The sequence below is a fragment of the Caballeronia sp. GAWG1-1 genome (assembly GCF_023631465.1).
In the GTDB taxonomy this organism is placed as follows: domain Bacteria; phylum Pseudomonadota; class Gammaproteobacteria; order Burkholderiales; family Burkholderiaceae; genus Caballeronia.
This window is the reverse complement of sequence record NZ_JALQDB010000029.1, coordinates 184,764-197,588: the sequence shown is the minus strand read 5'-3', so window position 1 is coordinate 197,588 and position 12,825 is coordinate 184,764. Positions and strand designations below refer to the sequence as shown.

The following is a 12,825-nucleotide window of genomic DNA, read 5'->3' as shown; positions in this document are numbered from 1 at the left end:
ATTCACATTGACGCAGGCCTGTTCGACGAACTTTCACGTCCTCGCGAGACTTTATTTGCGAGACGCGCGAGTACCATAATGGCTTTTGAGCACGCGCCACGCGCGGCTATGCAAGGAGACCCAAATGCGCCTCGATGACGAAGCAGAAAGCAGCAATGTCGAAGACCGGCGAGGCAGCGGCGGAGGCGGCGGATTCAGAGTCGGCGGCGGATCCATCGGCATCGGGACGATTGTCGTCGCGCTCGCGGCATCGTACTTCTTCGGCATCAATCCGATGACCATCATCAACGGCGCGCAAATGCTTCATGGCAACGCGCCCGTGCAGCAGCAAGCCGCGCCGTCGAATGCACCGCCCGCGCAAGACGCCGGCGCCGTGTTCGTGCGTCGCGTGCTCGGCAATACCGAGCGAACCTGGCAACACATCTTCAAGACGCAGTTCAATCAGGACTATCCGGCGCCCAAGCTCGTGCTGTTCTCGGGCGGCACGCAAACAGGCTGCGGCACGGGACAAGCGGCGATGGGGCCGTTCTATTGTCCGAACGACCGGCGCGTTTATATCGACTTGTCGTTCTATCGCGAGTTGAAGGATCGCTTCGGCGCGGGCGGCGACTTCGCACAGGCCTACGTGATCGCGCACGAAGTCGGGCATCACGTGCAAAACGTGCTCGGCATCATGGACAAGGTCGATAGCGCACGCGCGCGCATGTCGCCCGCGCAGGCGAATGCGCTTTCGGTGCGCGTCGAGTTGCAGGCGGATTGTTTTGCGGGCGTGTGGGCGGCGGTTGCGCAGCAGGACAATGCAAAGCTCATTCAGCCGGGCGATTTCGAGCAGGGCTTGAATGCGGCGGGCGCAATTGGCGACGACCGGTTGCAGCAGCAATCGCAAGGACGCGTGGTGCCGGAAGCGTTCACGCACGGATCGAGCGAGCAACGGCAGCGATGGTTGCGCAAGGGCTTGTCGTCCGGCGATATCCGTCAATGCGATACGTTTTCGGCCAAGACCCTGTAACGCCGTCTAGGCGCCGAAGACGTGACTCGACGGCGGACTTACAAACGCTGACAGCCGTGGCGCGACAAATTCTTTAGAATCGCTGTTTTTCCGGCGCGGCATCGAGCCGCATACACCGGTGCATCCAGGTCTGTCGATGAAGCGAATTCTGATCGTCAAAGTCACGTCTCTCGGCGATATCGTCGAAACGCTGCCGGTTGTCTCCGACTTGCGGCGGGCGTTTCCATCCGCGAAGGTCGACTGGGCCGCCGACGCCGCGTTCGCTGACATCATCCGTTGGAGTCAAGGTGTCGACCGCGTGCTGAGCGCGCCTTTGCGCAAGTTCAAGAAGGCGCGCAACTGGAACGATCTCAAGGAAATCACGGGGTCCATCAGCGAGTTGCGCGCCGAGAAATACGACGTCATCGTCGATATTCATGGCGTGTACAAGAGCGCGATCATCGCGTTCATAGCGCGTGGGCGGCGGCGCTACGGCTATCTGAATCAGGACCTTGGCGAGCGTGGCGCGGCGTTCGCGTACAACGCGCGCTTCGGTCCGCGTCCGCACACCGACGCCTGGCGCGGCATGCGCGTGAGCGTCGCCGATGCGCTGGGCTACGAGATTCAGGAAACGCCCGACTACGATCTTCGACTCCCCGAGCCTACGCATGACCTCGGCATTCCACGCGGCGGCGCGCCCATCGCCATGTTGTTCCACGCGACCTCCGCCGATGTGAAGAAGTGGCCGAAGGATCACTGGGCCGAAGTCGGGCGCTGGCTCGTCGAGCGCGGCTATCAGATTGCGTTGCCGTGGGGCACGGAGCGCGAGCGCGGCGAAGCGCAGGCCATTGCCGCACTCGTGCCGCAGGCGCTCGTGCTGCCGAAGCTGAGCGTCGAGGAATGCGCGCACTGGATTCAGGCGTCGGAACTGGTCGTCGGAACCGATACCGGGCTCGTCCATCTCGCACATGCTTTGCAGCGGCGCACCGTTATGCTGTTCGCGGCGACATCGCGCGAGCATTTCGGTATCCACGAACCTGGCCGTTCGGTCTCTGTCGGTGATGGCGGAGCGCCGCCTGACGTGCCGCAAGTGCTCGGGGCAATACAAAGCGTTTTGGCTCCCGCTGAAGCGAATCGCCACGCGCATGCTGGCGTAATAACGCGTTAAAAAAATTTATGCGCATAAATTTTTTGCAGAATAATCGCGAAAGAGGGCGCACGGAAGTCATTTATTTAGTGCGCGAACGTAAATTTTGCTTAATAGCACTTGACGGCGATTCCGCGACCGGAGACGATTGCGAAAACACTTAAGAATCGTCCGATAAATGATCGAAGACTCCGCCGTTGACGCACGACAGACCATCGTGCGTCTTCAATCTGCCGACATCGTGCCGGGCGCGCCGCTCGAATGGGCGATCGTTTCCGCCGATGGGACGCCGCTTTTCGCGGCAGGCACCCTCATTCTCGACGAAGCGACGCGCGATTTCATTTTCAGGCAGTTCGATCCGCACCGGACTGCCGGCGACGCGGCGCCTCGACGAAAACCGGAAGGGCCGAGCGAGGAAACGCTCGTTCTCGACGACTTGGGTTTGTCGATCGGCGGCCGTATTGGCGTGCGTGTCACAGGCGGTTCGGGTTCGGCGATGTATGCGAGTCGCGTAATCGGTTTTTCGAATGCACGTCGCAATGGCGAGCGTTCGCTTTTTGTCACTCAGCCGCTCATGACGGGCTTCGATCCGCTGGACCTCACGCGTGGCGAACTGGTCGATCTCGTCGCGCTGACGGGAAAGGGCGTCTTCCGCTTCGCGTGTACGGTGGATGCGCTTTGCCGCGAGCCGTTCAGTTATGTGGTGTTATCGGCGCCAGGTACGATCCGCCGCCTGCGCACGCGCAAGTTCGTCCGCATGCCGACGCGCATGGCGGCATGCTATGCCATCGAAGGCGACGAGGGCGCGCTCAAACAGCCGGGTCGCGTGAGCGATATCAGTCCCTACGGCATGTCTTTGACTGTCGCGACGCCGAACGCGCGCGTGGGCGATCGTCTCGCACTCTCGTTTCGATTCGCGACCGACGGCGTCGATGTTCAGGTCGATACCATCGCCATCGTGCGTCACGTCGGCGACTTCGATGCATCGACGCAAAGCGCCGCTTATGGGCTTGAATTCGAATCGCTCGAACCAGCGCAGCGTATTGCGCTGAAGTCGTTCATGGCGGAGCACGGTTAGACGGGGCGTCGGCCGGTGCGCTTTGCCGAGCTGACATTCGCGAGCCTGCGCGTCGCCGGCGTCGTGGCCGAGCGCATGCCAGCCCCGCATTGCCCGTTTATCTCGAAGATCAACTCGGAAAGCCATCCGGAAACAATCGCTCGACCGCATTCTCGAAGTGCTGAATCGGCGCGGCGCCACGCAACGCGATGGGCGGCGGCGGTTCCTTGCCCGGCGCGGCTTCGCGCGATAGCACGGCAAACGGCACGCCGCTCACGCCCAGTTGCTTGGCAAACTCTTCGTCTTCGATCACGAGGTCCGTGTAGGTGCCTTCGTCGAGCGCTTCTTCGAGCAACTCGGGATCGATGCCGCATGTCGCGGCAATATCGATGAGCGCGTCCGGATCGCCGATATCGATACCTTCCTCGAAGTAAGCCTTGAAGATCGCGCGATGCACGATATCGAAGCGCCCCGATTCCTGCGCAAAAAGCGCGGTCTCGAACGCCTTGCGGCTGCGTCGCGCGACGGGCGGCGGACGCATCAACACGTTGCGCTCCTCGGCAAGCGGAACCACCGAGTTTTCCCAGGCGTCCTGGGCTTGTTCGCTATTCGGATCAGGCAGCGGCGTGGGTTCGGGACGCAGTTCGAACGCGTGCCAGCGAAGCTCTACTGCGTTGCCATACGCCTTGGCGAACTGATCGAGCACCGGTGTTTCCAGGTAGCAGAAAGGACATGTGAAGTCCGACCAGACATCGACATACAAAACAGGCGTGGTTGCCATGAAAAAGCCTCGAATGCAGGGGCGATGCATGCGCGCGCCCGGAAAGGACAAAACCGCAAAACCGGTATGTTAGCGCGTGCTGCGAGTCGATGTAGGCATGGCGCGGCGCGTTCAAGATTCGCCGGCTCAGAACCCGCCGTCGAGCTCGATCTTGCTGCCGTCGAAGAAGCGCGACAGACGGAAGGCGCGCGGGTCGACGAGCGGGGTGTCGTTCGCGACGATATCCGCCATCAACCGACCCGCACCGGGACCGATGCCGAAACCATGCCCCGAAAATCCCGTGGCGATGAACACCCCGGGCGTTCCGTCGATGCCCGAGATGACCGGCACCGCATCGGGCGTTACATCGATATAGCCGGCCCACGACTGCTCGACCTTCACCGCGCCAAGCGCCGGAAAAACCGCGCGAAATTCGTCGAGCGCGCGCTGGTTGAAGGCCTCGACAGGCGCGGGGTCGAGCGTGCGCACGGACTCGAATACCGTCGGCCGATTCAGTGGCCAGTGGCGCGGACGGCGTAGTTCCTCGAAGAAGCGCGCGTTGAAGCCGAGCTTGAGCGCGCCGAGCTGGCTTTTGAGCGCGGGCAAAAACTTGAAGAACAGCCGGAAACTGTCGGGCGTGATGTCGCTGTAGTTGCGGAATGCGTTGGCGATGGTATAGCCGCCGTCGAGCCGCTTGCGATAACCCATCGCGTGATTGCACGCGCTCACGTCGGGACCGCCTTCGAGCGGCGCCGTGCGCATGACCGACGAACGCACCATGAGCTGTGGCACATCGACATCGAGGTTGCCCGCGAAGAGCCGCGTCCACGCGCCGCCCGCGACCACCACGCTCGTGCACGCGATCCGTCCGTATTCCGTCACCACGCCGCTGACCTTGCCGCCGCTCGTTTCCACGCCGCGCACGGCGCAGGGCGTGAGTATCTTGACGCCTCGCTTGCGCAGCGCGGCGGCCATCGCCGGGACGGCGCGTTGCGGTTCGGCGCGGCCATCGCCGGGCGTGTAGATGCCGCCCGCGAAGCGGCGTGACGCGCCGGTCATCAGCGCGGCGGTTTCATCGGCGGAGATGATGCGCGAGTCGAGCGCGTCGCGGCCGACTTTTGCGACCGCGCGCGCGAGCCACGCTTCGTGATCGGCGAGCGCTTTGGCGTCGTCGGCGGCATAGAGGATGCCGCACTCGCGAAAGCCGGTGTCGATGCCGAGTTCTTCATCGATGCGACGCCACAGCTTCAGACTCTCGAGACTGAGTTCGAGCTCGCGCAGGTCGCGATGTGTCGCGCGGCACCAGCCCCAGTTGCGGCTCGACTGCTCGCCCGCGATGTGCCCTTTCTCGCACACCGCCACCGACAAGCCCTTGGCCGCCAGCGAGCGCGCGGTGCTGATGCCGATCACGCCGCCGCCCACGACGACCACGTCGACACGTTCGGGCAGCGTTCTGTCTTCGTCGATACGTTCTGTCAGCGGTCCCATGTCAGGACGCGCGCTCGTCAAGTCGTGCCGTTACGTTCATGTGTCGGTCAGGTTGAGCCGGGAGGCAGTCATGCTAAGGGATGCGCCTCTTTTTGACCATATGAATGAAATTGCCGCGATGTTGCATCCGAGTATGCAGCGCATGTTGCACGCCGTCTGCGCATGCGCCGGCGATCCGCTACGATAGGGCAGGCGCGGCCTCCAGGAGCAAACACAAGCGGATGCGCCGCGTCCGACAGCACCCGTCATCGAGCGTCAGGCACGGCGCGTGCGAACTCAGCGCCGCATGCGTCACGCGCCATTGGCGCCAGTCAACGCAATTTCCCCCCATCTCTGGAGAACTTTCATGCAAAAGACAGCATCGGCGAAGTGGAGCGGCGGCATCAAGGACGGCAAGGGTTTCATCTCGACGCAAACCGGCGTGCTCAACGAAGCGCCGTATGGCTTCAAGTCGCGTTTCGAGGAAGGTCCGGGCACGAACCCGGAAGAGTTGATCGGCGCGGCGCACGCTGGCTGCTTCACGATGGCGCTTTCGCTGCAACTCGAACTTGCGGGTCTGAAGGCCGAAAGCCTGGAAACGAAATCGACCGTCACGCTCGACAAAGACGGCGAAGGCTTCACCATCACCGCGTGTCAACTCGATCTGAAGGCGAGGATTCCCGGCGCGGACAAGGCTGCATTCGACAAGGCCGCGCAAGCCGCGAAGGAAGGCTGCCCGGTGTCGAAGCTGTTTGCGGGCAACGCGAAGATTACGCTGAACGCCGAACTGGTTTCCTGAGCGTTCGAGGCGTGGTTTGAGTGAAAAGACGCGGACCGGTCATCTCGACCGTCCGCGTTTTTTAATGCCGCGCCGCGTTCTTCCTCTCGGCCTTATGCGCGTACATTTTGCTGTCGCTTTCAATCAGAAGGTCGAAGAAACTCGCATGCTGCGCGGGATCGAACTGCGTCTGTCCAACGCTGAAGCGAATCTCGTAACCGCGTGTGGCCGAAGCATTGTGGGCAGCCAGCCTTGCGCGCAGACGTTCGAGCGCGTGGGCGGCTTCCTCGTCGCTCGCGTCGGTCAGGAGCGCGACGAATTCGTCGCCGCCAAGCCTGCCGATGACATCGCTTGCACGCAGCGAAGCGCGCAAGGCATCGGCGAAAGTGACGAGCGCGCGGTCGCCTTCCGCGTGACCGAAGGTGTCGTTGATGCGCTTGAAATCGTCGAGATCGAAGAACAGCAGCGACGCGCGCCGATCGAGCCGTTTGCAGATATTGAGCGCATGCCGCGCTAGCGCTTCGAAACCGCGACGGTTGGCAATGAGCGTCAGGTCATCGACGGTTGCAAGTTCGATCGCCGCGATCTCCTGTTCCGCGATATGCGCGAGATCGCGCAAGAGGCTGCGCTCTTCGCCGTCGAATTCGCGGGGACGGGTATCGATGAGACAAAGCGTGCCCAACTTGCTGCCATTGGGTACCGTCAGCGGATGCCCCGCGTAAAACCGAATGCCGGGCGCGCCAGTCACGAGCGGATTGTCATGGAAGCGCGTATCGATGCGCGCATCGGGAATCATCAACACGTCGTCATGCAGAATGGCGTGCGCGCAGAACGACACATCGCGCGAAGTCTCCGGCACATCGAGACCGATGCACGACTTAAACCACTGCCGATTCTCATCGATGAGGCTCACGAGCGCGATCGGCACGCCGAACAGACGCCGCGCCAGGCGCGTGAGACGGTCGAAGCGCTCTTCCGGCGGGGTATCGAGGATATTCAGCGAGCGCAGCGTGGCGAGCCGGGCGGCTTCGGTTGGGGGTTTGGGCGCGACGAGCATGGATCTCCGTTTCCTGAGACGGTTTGGCGGCAGGGCCGCTGACGACGGGACAATCGGCAACAGCGCTTATTCTCCGACAAATACGCCAATTCTTCAGCACGAAGCCGAGCGCAGCGCTCGCTTCGACAGTCTCGCGCCGCGCGGCGTTTTCGCTATCATGCCGATGGACCGCGGCCCTTTGTCACGGCGCTCTCATCGCCCTTGCAGCGCACCTTCGTCGCGCAGGCGGGTCGGACATGGTGGCACTTCGCCATGAACCGACGACCCCTTTACCTGATTCGCATGGAGCGCCCATTGAAACTCAAGTTCGACTGGACCGTCATCACCCCGATTCTCGCGCTCGTCGTGCTCGTGGCCACCGCGCTCATTCACAACACCGCGCTCATGGCGCTGGCCGCCATCGCGCTGGCGTTCGCGGTGTTCGCGGCCGTGCATCATGCCGAAGTAGTTGCGCATCGCGTCGGCGAGCCGTTCGGCACGTTGGTGCTGGCCATTGCGGTGACGGTGATCGAAGTCGCGCTGATCGTCTCCGTCATGCTGTCCGGCGGCCCCGAAAAAGCCGGCTTGCCGCGCGACACCGTGTTCGCCGCGATCATGATTTGCAGCAACGCGATCATGGGGCTGTGTCTGCTGATCGGCGGCATGCGGCATCACGTGCAGGATTTTCAGTTGCAGGGCGCAAGCGCCGCGCTCGCCATTCTCTGCGCCATGTCCGTGCTCACGCTCGTCCTGCCGAACTTCACGAGCACCGTGCCGGGACCGGGTTTGTCCACTTCGCAACTCGTGTTCGTCGGGGTGATCTCGCTCGTGCTGTATGTGGTGTTCGTGTTCGTGCAGACCATCCGGCATCGCGACTACTTTTTGCAAGCCGTGCCGGATGTCGCCAAGCTAACCGCCACCGAAGACGACGTGCCCCACGCGCCGCCGCCGACCAACGCCGCCGCATGGACCGCGCTCGGCCTGCTCGTGCTGTCGCTTTTGTCCGTGGTCGGGCTGGCGAAGCTCTTGTCGCCTGCGGTCGAGGCGGGCGTCGCGGCAGCCGGTGCACCCGAAGCGGTCGTCGGCGTGGTGATCGCCGCGCTCGTTTTGTTGCCCGAAGGTCTCGCGGCATTGCGCGCGGCGCGTCTGAACCGGCTGCAAACGAGTTTGAACCTTGCGCTAGGCTCGGCGCTCGCGAGCATCGGTTTGACCATTCCCACGGTTGCGATCGTGTCGATCCTCATCGGCCAGCCTATCTCCCTCGGGCTCGCGCCGAAGGAGATCACCATGCTCGCGGTGACGCTGCTCGTCTCCGTGATCACGCTCGGCACCGGGCGCTCGACCGTGCTGCAAGGCGTCGTGCATCTGGTGATCTTCGCGGCCTTCCTGTTCCTGACCGTCGTGCCATGAGCATCGACGCATGCGGTTTTGCTACCATTCACGGTTTTCCGGCGCGCGCCGCGGGTTTCGTCGACCCGTCACGCGCTTGGCAGTAATCGCTCCGGCGTCGATTTTCACCGCAAGTCTCGAAGGATTGGAATGTCGTTCAAGAAGTCAGTCAGCAAGTCCGCATCGTTCGCTTTCTCCGCGATGCTCGCAGCACTCGCCGTCACCTCGGTTTCCATTCACGCCAAGGAACTCACGCAGATCCGCTTCGCCGTCGATCCCAGCTACCCGCCGTTCGAATCCAAGCAGGCGGATGGCAAGCTGGCCGGTTTCGACATCGACCTCGGCAATGCGCTTTGCGCGCAGATGAAGGTCAAATGCGTGTGGGTCGAAAACAGTTTCGACGGCATGATTCCCGGCCTCAAGGCGCGCAAGTTCGACGCCGTGTTGTCCGACATGGGCATTACCGAAGAACGCCTGAAGCAGATCGATTTCACCCAGCCGCTCTACGATACCCACGCGCAACTCGTCGCGCGCGCGGGCTCGGGCATTCTACCGACGCCGCAGGCGCTCAAGGGCAAACGCGTCGGCGTCGAACAGGGCACGGTGCAGGAACACTACGCGCGCGTGAAGTGGGAACCGCAGGGTGTGACCGTCGTGCCTTACGGCGATGAGGATCAGGTCGAGAACGATCTGGTCGCGGGCCGTATCGACGCCATGTTCACCGATGCCGCGCAAGCCGCCATCGGCTTTCTGAAGAAGCCGCAAGGCAAGGCGTTCGCGCTCGTCGGGCCGATTGTCGAAGACCGGGCGATCATCGGTCCGGGCACGGCAATCGGCTTGCGCAAGGGCGACGCCGATCTGAAGAACGGCCTGGACCAGGCGTTCGACGCGATCAAGAAGGACGGCACGTTCAAGCGCATCATGGCGAAGTATTTCGCCACCGATATCTCGATTCGGTAAGCGCCCTGGCGTTTAGCGTTCCGAGTGTCGACCGAAAAGGCATCGCTTGCGGTGCCTTTCTTTTTTTACGAGGCAATTCATTCGATGCAGGTCACGCACCATCCGCTCGTCGCCGCTTCGCCTGGAACGGGCCGCGCGATCACGAGCTACGCCTTCGGCGCGGAACATGGGCCGAAGGTCTATATCCAGGCGTCGCTGCACGCCGACGAACTGCCGGGCATGGTGGTCGCGTGGTATCTCAAGCGGCTTTTCGCTGAGCTGGAAGCGGCGGGGCGCCTGAACGCGCGGATCGTGCTCGTGCCCGTGGCGAATCCGGCCGGGCTCAATCAGCACTGGTTCGGCACGCAAATGGGCCGCTTCGACATGCAGTCCGGACAGGATTTCAACCGGCGCTTTCCCGCGCTTGGGCCGAGGCTCGTCGATGGACTCAAGCAACACCTGACTAGCGATGAAGCGCACAACGCCCGCGCCATCCGCGCCGCCTTGCGCGATGCGTTCGCGGCGCTCGAGCCCGCGACCGAACTCGAATCGCAGCGCATCGCGCTGATGACGCTGGCTTGCGATGCCGATCTCATCATCGACATGCATTGCGACTGGGAAGCCGTCGCGCATCTCTACACGACGCCCGAGGCCTGGGTTCGGATCGAACCGCTTGCGCGCTATCTAGGCAGCGAGGCGCAATTGCTCGCGGACGTTTCGGGCGGCGAGCCGTTCGACGAAGCGTGCGTATCGGCGTGGCGTTATCTGCGTGACGCGTTCGCCGGACGCTTCCCCATTCCTCGGGGCGCGGCAACCGTCACTCTCGAACTGCGCGGCGTGCGCGACGTATCGCGCGAAACCGCTGCGCGCGATGCACAGGCAATCGTCGATTATCTGACGCACGCGGGTTTTATTTCGGGCGATGCCCTCGCGCTGCCCGCGCTCGCCAATCCGCCGACGCCGCTTGCCGGATGCGAATACCTTCACGCGCCGATCTCCGGCGTGATTCTGCATGCGCGCGAAGTTGGAGAGAAAGTGCGCGCGGGCGATGTCGTCGCTGAAGTGCTCGATCCGCTCCATGACGAACTCGTGCCGCTCATTGCGCAGAGCGACGGCGTGTTGTACGCGCGGCACTGGACGCGGTTCGCGACGGCGGGAATGCTGGTGGCGCGCATCGCGGGCGCGGAAGTCCGGCGCGAAGGCGACCTGCTCGTGCCTTGAAGTTGCCGACGAGTCGTCCCACGCGGTTACCATACGTCGGCAAACCCGGTTTCAATGTCCACGGAGAACGACAGGAACATGCTGAAGAATCTCGATCCCTTGCTCAACGCCGACATCCTTCACGCACTCTGCGCGATGGGCCACGGCGATGAAGTCGTCATCTGCGACGCCAACTTTCCCGGCGATTCCGTCGCGCGTCAGACCGTGCGCGGACAATTGCTGCGTCTCGACGGCATTAACGCGCCGCGTGCGGTGCGGGCCGTGTTGTCTGTGCTGCCGCTGGATACGTTCGTCGATCATCCCGCCGAGCGCATGGAAGTGGTCGGCGACCCGGATGCGCTGCCTGCCGTACAGCGTGAAGTACAACGCGAAGTCGACGACGCCGAAGGCCGCGCCGTTCCGCTCGCGCCCGTCGAGCGCTTCGCTTTTTACGAGCGCGCCAAACAGGCTTATTGCGTGATTCAGACGAGCGAAGCGCGCGGCTACGGCTGCTTCATCTTCAAGAAGGGCGTGCAACTCGCGCCCGACACGCCAGCGCAATGACGCGCTGATTTCTTGACACTAGTTTGCGGCGCCTGACCGCGATCATGAAAACAGAATAGCCGGCCGGGCAACCCAGCGCGGCTTTCTGTCGGGCGCCTGCGCAAGGAGGGTCGGCCCGGCGGGAAGCGAGACATCCACGAGCGTATTACGGCGCGAGCATACCTTGCAGATAAAATAGCAGCCGAAGCTGTCGACGCTAGCTTCGGCCTTGGCGCGCGAGATCCTGCCGTTGCATCGTATGCAGGTCCACATAGATTCACCTTCGTTGTCGGAAAACTGGCTTTGGCTGGTTTCGCGCCGCCAGCGAAGTTCTTCCGATACCGGCTCTTTCGAGACCGGCAACTCGTCGAAGGTTTGCTCGCCATGAAACGCGAACACGTTGTCAAATGCACGTGGCTTGGTGCGACGTGTCTCGTGAAATGACAGTCAGAAAACTTGCTCGATAAGCGCTGCCGCCAGTACTGGACAAATGCGGATCAGGGCAGTTTCAACGTGTAGTGATGCTGCCTCACCATGCGCTCAAAGCGAGCGAAAAGCAAACGGTATCGGGAAGGAGCAAGCAGAATGAGGCTGTTTCGGCTTGATATTAAGGCATGCTATAAAAGCTTCGAAAAGGCTTCGAGCCGTGCTTCCACTCTCTCAAAACTGCCGGTAAAAAAATAAATCGCGACAGTTCCTCCGAAAGCGCCCACACTATGTGGCGCAGCAGTCGCCTTCGCGTCTGTGCAAGTCGGGGAGCAGGATCATGGCAAAAGGTCAGGTACGCGGAAATAAAGAGGCTAAAAAGCCCAAACAGCCGAAGAAAGTAGAGTCGCCGGCAGCGGCTGTATCGTGGGCCACGCCCAAGAAAAGCGCGGAAGCCAGCGCATCCGTGAAGAAGAAATAGCCTTAGCGCGACATTCGTTCAAGCTGTCCTCGGTGCATGGCGCGACGACGCTTTATTTTGACTTCGCCATCGAAGTGGAAGTCAGACGCCCACCACCGAGTCCCGATGTTTTCTCTTTCAGGACTGGAACCAGCATGACAACGAGACCCAAAGTCAATCCCGCCGTGGCCGTCAAGCAAAGCGAATATACGATCGCGCAGAAGTCGCGTGCATCGGCGCTGAGCAACGCGGACAGCGAGCGCGCTAAAAAGCGCCGCGATAATGACGCGCTTATCGACGTCAACGCGAGCAAGTGGCGTTACGTGGGCCCGGGTGTCTAGATGGGAAAGCCCGCGGAAGTCCTCAACTTCCCGAACCCCAGCCGCAGCTACGACGCCGCAAGACACGGCGTGTGCTTCTGGGGTTACGACAGCAAGCGCGAGATCAGCTTTCTGGTCGAGGACAAGACGCTTGCCGCGCTGAATCCCGGCATGGGCACGGGTGAGATGGCGCTGCTCGCCACGTTCGACCGCAATCGCGAACGCATTCTCGAACTGGCGAAGGGTCTCTACACGGGCGGCCCGCAGAATCGTTATACGATCCACGATTAGCGTTCAACGCCGTGTAACCGTCAC

14 protein-coding genes are annotated in these 12,825 nt (G+C 62.3%); 10 read left to right on the top strand and 4 right to left on the bottom strand.

Translation table 11 applies throughout. The annotated features are described in order from the left end of the window. Positions 1-124: 124 nt before the first annotated feature. The 3 genes from ypfJ to NCT03_RS18925 all read left to right on the top strand — a co-directional run bounded on the left by ypfJ (position 125) and on the right by NCT03_RS18925 (position 3,213). The gene (gene ypfJ / locus NCT03_RS18935) at positions 125-1,009 is read left to right on the top strand and encodes a KPN_02809 family neutral zinc metallopeptidase (RefSeq protein WP_244829530.1); all 885 of its coding nucleotides are present in this window, start codon (positions 125-127) and stop codon (positions 1,007-1,009) included. A gap of 136 nt (positions 1,010-1,145) precedes the next feature. Further along, positions 1,146-2,156, top strand: a complete 1,011-nt coding sequence (gene waaC, locus NCT03_RS18930) for a lipopolysaccharide heptosyltransferase I (protein ID WP_250493470.1) — start codon at positions 1,146-1,148, stop codon at positions 2,154-2,156. A gap of 157 nt (positions 2,157-2,313) precedes the next feature. Then, positions 2,314-3,213 carry a flagellar brake protein gene (locus NCT03_RS18925; RefSeq protein WP_250493469.1) on the top strand — a complete coding sequence of 300 codons (900 nt, stop codon included), beginning with the start codon at positions 2,314-2,316 and terminating at the stop codon, positions 3,211-3,213. A gap of 109 nt (positions 3,214-3,322) precedes the next feature. On the opposite strand, the gene NCT03_RS18920 is transcribed toward NCT03_RS18925, so the two are convergent. Both NCT03_RS18920 and NCT03_RS18915 read right to left on the bottom strand, forming a co-directional pair. Continuing rightward, positions 3,323-3,973, bottom strand: a complete 651-nt coding sequence (locus tag NCT03_RS18920; protein ID WP_250493468.1) for a DsbA family oxidoreductase — start codon at positions 3,971-3,973, stop codon at positions 3,323-3,325. Positions 3,974-4,099: 126 nt separating this feature from the next. Beyond that, the gene (locus tag NCT03_RS18915) at positions 4,100-5,440 is read right to left on the bottom strand and encodes an NAD(P)/FAD-dependent oxidoreductase (RefSeq protein WP_250493467.1); all 1,341 of its coding nucleotides are present in this window, start codon (positions 5,438-5,440) and stop codon (positions 4,100-4,102) included. A gap of 346 nt (positions 5,441-5,786) precedes the next feature. On the opposite strand from NCT03_RS18915, the gene NCT03_RS18910 reads away from it, so the two are divergent. Beyond that, complete coding sequence (locus NCT03_RS18910) at positions 5,787-6,218, top strand: OsmC family protein (protein WP_250493466.1); 432 nt, start codon at positions 5,787-5,789, stop codon at positions 6,216-6,218. Between the two features lie 61 nt (positions 6,219-6,279). On the opposite strand, the gene NCT03_RS18905 is transcribed toward NCT03_RS18910, so the two are convergent. After that, entirely contained in the window at positions 6,280-7,254 is a 975-nt protein-coding gene (locus NCT03_RS18905) for a GGDEF domain-containing protein (RefSeq protein ID WP_250493465.1), read from the bottom strand. Between the two features lie 282 nt (positions 7,255-7,536). On the opposite strand from NCT03_RS18905, the gene NCT03_RS18900 reads away from it, so the two are divergent. The 4 genes from NCT03_RS18900 (at position 7,537) to NCT03_RS18885 (ending at position 11,325) form a co-directional block, all read left to right on the top strand. After that, positions 7,537-8,643 (top strand): calcium:cation antiporter, encoded by a 1,107-nt coding sequence (locus tag NCT03_RS18900; protein WP_502800396.1) that lies wholly within the window; start codon positions 7,537-7,539, stop codon positions 8,641-8,643. Between the two features lie 129 nt (positions 8,644-8,772). Further along, on the top strand, positions 8,773-9,582 hold the full coding sequence (locus tag NCT03_RS18895; RefSeq protein ID WP_250493463.1) for an ABC transporter substrate-binding protein: 810 nt from the start codon (positions 8,773-8,775) through the stop codon (positions 9,580-9,582). A gap of 84 nt (positions 9,583-9,666) precedes the next feature. Beyond that, the gene (locus NCT03_RS18890) at positions 9,667-10,782 is read left to right on the top strand and encodes a succinylglutamate desuccinylase/aspartoacylase family protein (protein WP_250493462.1); all 1,116 of its coding nucleotides are present in this window, start codon (positions 9,667-9,669) and stop codon (positions 10,780-10,782) included. A gap of 78 nt (positions 10,783-10,860) precedes the next feature. After that, positions 10,861-11,325 carry an RbsD/FucU family protein gene (locus tag NCT03_RS18885; protein WP_244829546.1) on the top strand — a complete coding sequence of 155 codons (465 nt, stop codon included), beginning with the start codon at positions 10,861-10,863 and terminating at the stop codon, positions 11,323-11,325. 42 nt (positions 11,326-11,367) lie between these two features. Here the strand turns inward: NCT03_RS18885 and NCT03_RS18880 are convergent, their stop codons facing one another. Next, positions 11,368-11,703: a hypothetical protein gene (locus NCT03_RS18880; RefSeq protein WP_250467174.1), complete on the bottom strand. Its 336-nt coding sequence runs from the start codon at positions 11,701-11,703 to the stop codon at positions 11,368-11,370. Between the two features lie 453 nt (positions 11,704-12,156). On the opposite strand from NCT03_RS18880, the gene NCT03_RS18875 reads away from it, so the two are divergent. Next, positions 12,157-12,531 (top strand): hypothetical protein, encoded by a 375-nt coding sequence (locus NCT03_RS18875; RefSeq protein WP_250493461.1) that lies wholly within the window; start codon positions 12,157-12,159, stop codon positions 12,529-12,531. After that, positions 12,532-12,801 carry a DUF1488 family protein gene (locus NCT03_RS18870; RefSeq protein WP_250493460.1) on the top strand — a complete coding sequence of 90 codons (270 nt, stop codon included), beginning with the start codon at positions 12,532-12,534 and terminating at the stop codon, positions 12,799-12,801. It begins immediately after the preceding gene. The last annotated feature ends 24 nt before the right edge of the window (positions 12,802-12,825 follow it).

Excerpts from the sequence above, each read along its gene's own strand:
- ypfJ (WP_244829530.1), top strand. The coding sequence starts at position 125 with ATGCGCCTCGATGACGAAGCAGAAAGCAGCAATGTCGAAGACCGGCGA.
- waaC (WP_250493470.1), top strand. The coding sequence starts at position 1,146 with ATGAAGCGAATTCTGATCGTCAAAGTCACGTCTCTCGGCGATATCGTC.
- NCT03_RS18925 (WP_250493469.1), top strand. The coding sequence starts at position 2,314 with ATGATCGAAGACTCCGCCGTTGACGCACGACAGACCATCGTGCGTCTT.
- NCT03_RS18920 (WP_250493468.1), bottom strand. The coding sequence starts at position 3,973 with ATGGCAACCACGCCTGTTTTGTATGTCGATGTCTGGTCGGACTTCACA.
- NCT03_RS18915 (WP_250493467.1), bottom strand. The coding sequence starts at position 5,440 with ATGGGACCGCTGACAGAACGTATCGACGAAGACAGAACGCTGCCCGAA.
- NCT03_RS18910 (WP_250493466.1), top strand. The coding sequence starts at position 5,787 with ATGCAAAAGACAGCATCGGCGAAGTGGAGCGGCGGCATCAAGGACGGC.
- NCT03_RS18905 (WP_250493465.1), bottom strand. The coding sequence starts at position 7,254 with ATGCTCGTCGCGCCCAAACCCCCAACCGAAGCCGCCCGGCTCGCCACG.
- NCT03_RS18900 (WP_502800396.1), top strand. The coding sequence starts at position 7,537 with ATGGAGCGCCCATTGAAACTCAAGTTCGACTGGACCGTCATCACCCCG.
- NCT03_RS18895 (WP_250493463.1), top strand. The coding sequence starts at position 8,773 with ATGTCGTTCAAGAAGTCAGTCAGCAAGTCCGCATCGTTCGCTTTCTCC.
- NCT03_RS18890 (WP_250493462.1), top strand. The coding sequence starts at position 9,667 with ATGCAGGTCACGCACCATCCGCTCGTCGCCGCTTCGCCTGGAACGGGC.
- NCT03_RS18885 (WP_244829546.1), top strand. The coding sequence starts at position 10,861 with ATGCTGAAGAATCTCGATCCCTTGCTCAACGCCGACATCCTTCACGCA.
- NCT03_RS18870 (WP_250493460.1), top strand. The coding sequence starts at position 12,532 with ATGGGAAAGCCCGCGGAAGTCCTCAACTTCCCGAACCCCAGCCGCAGC.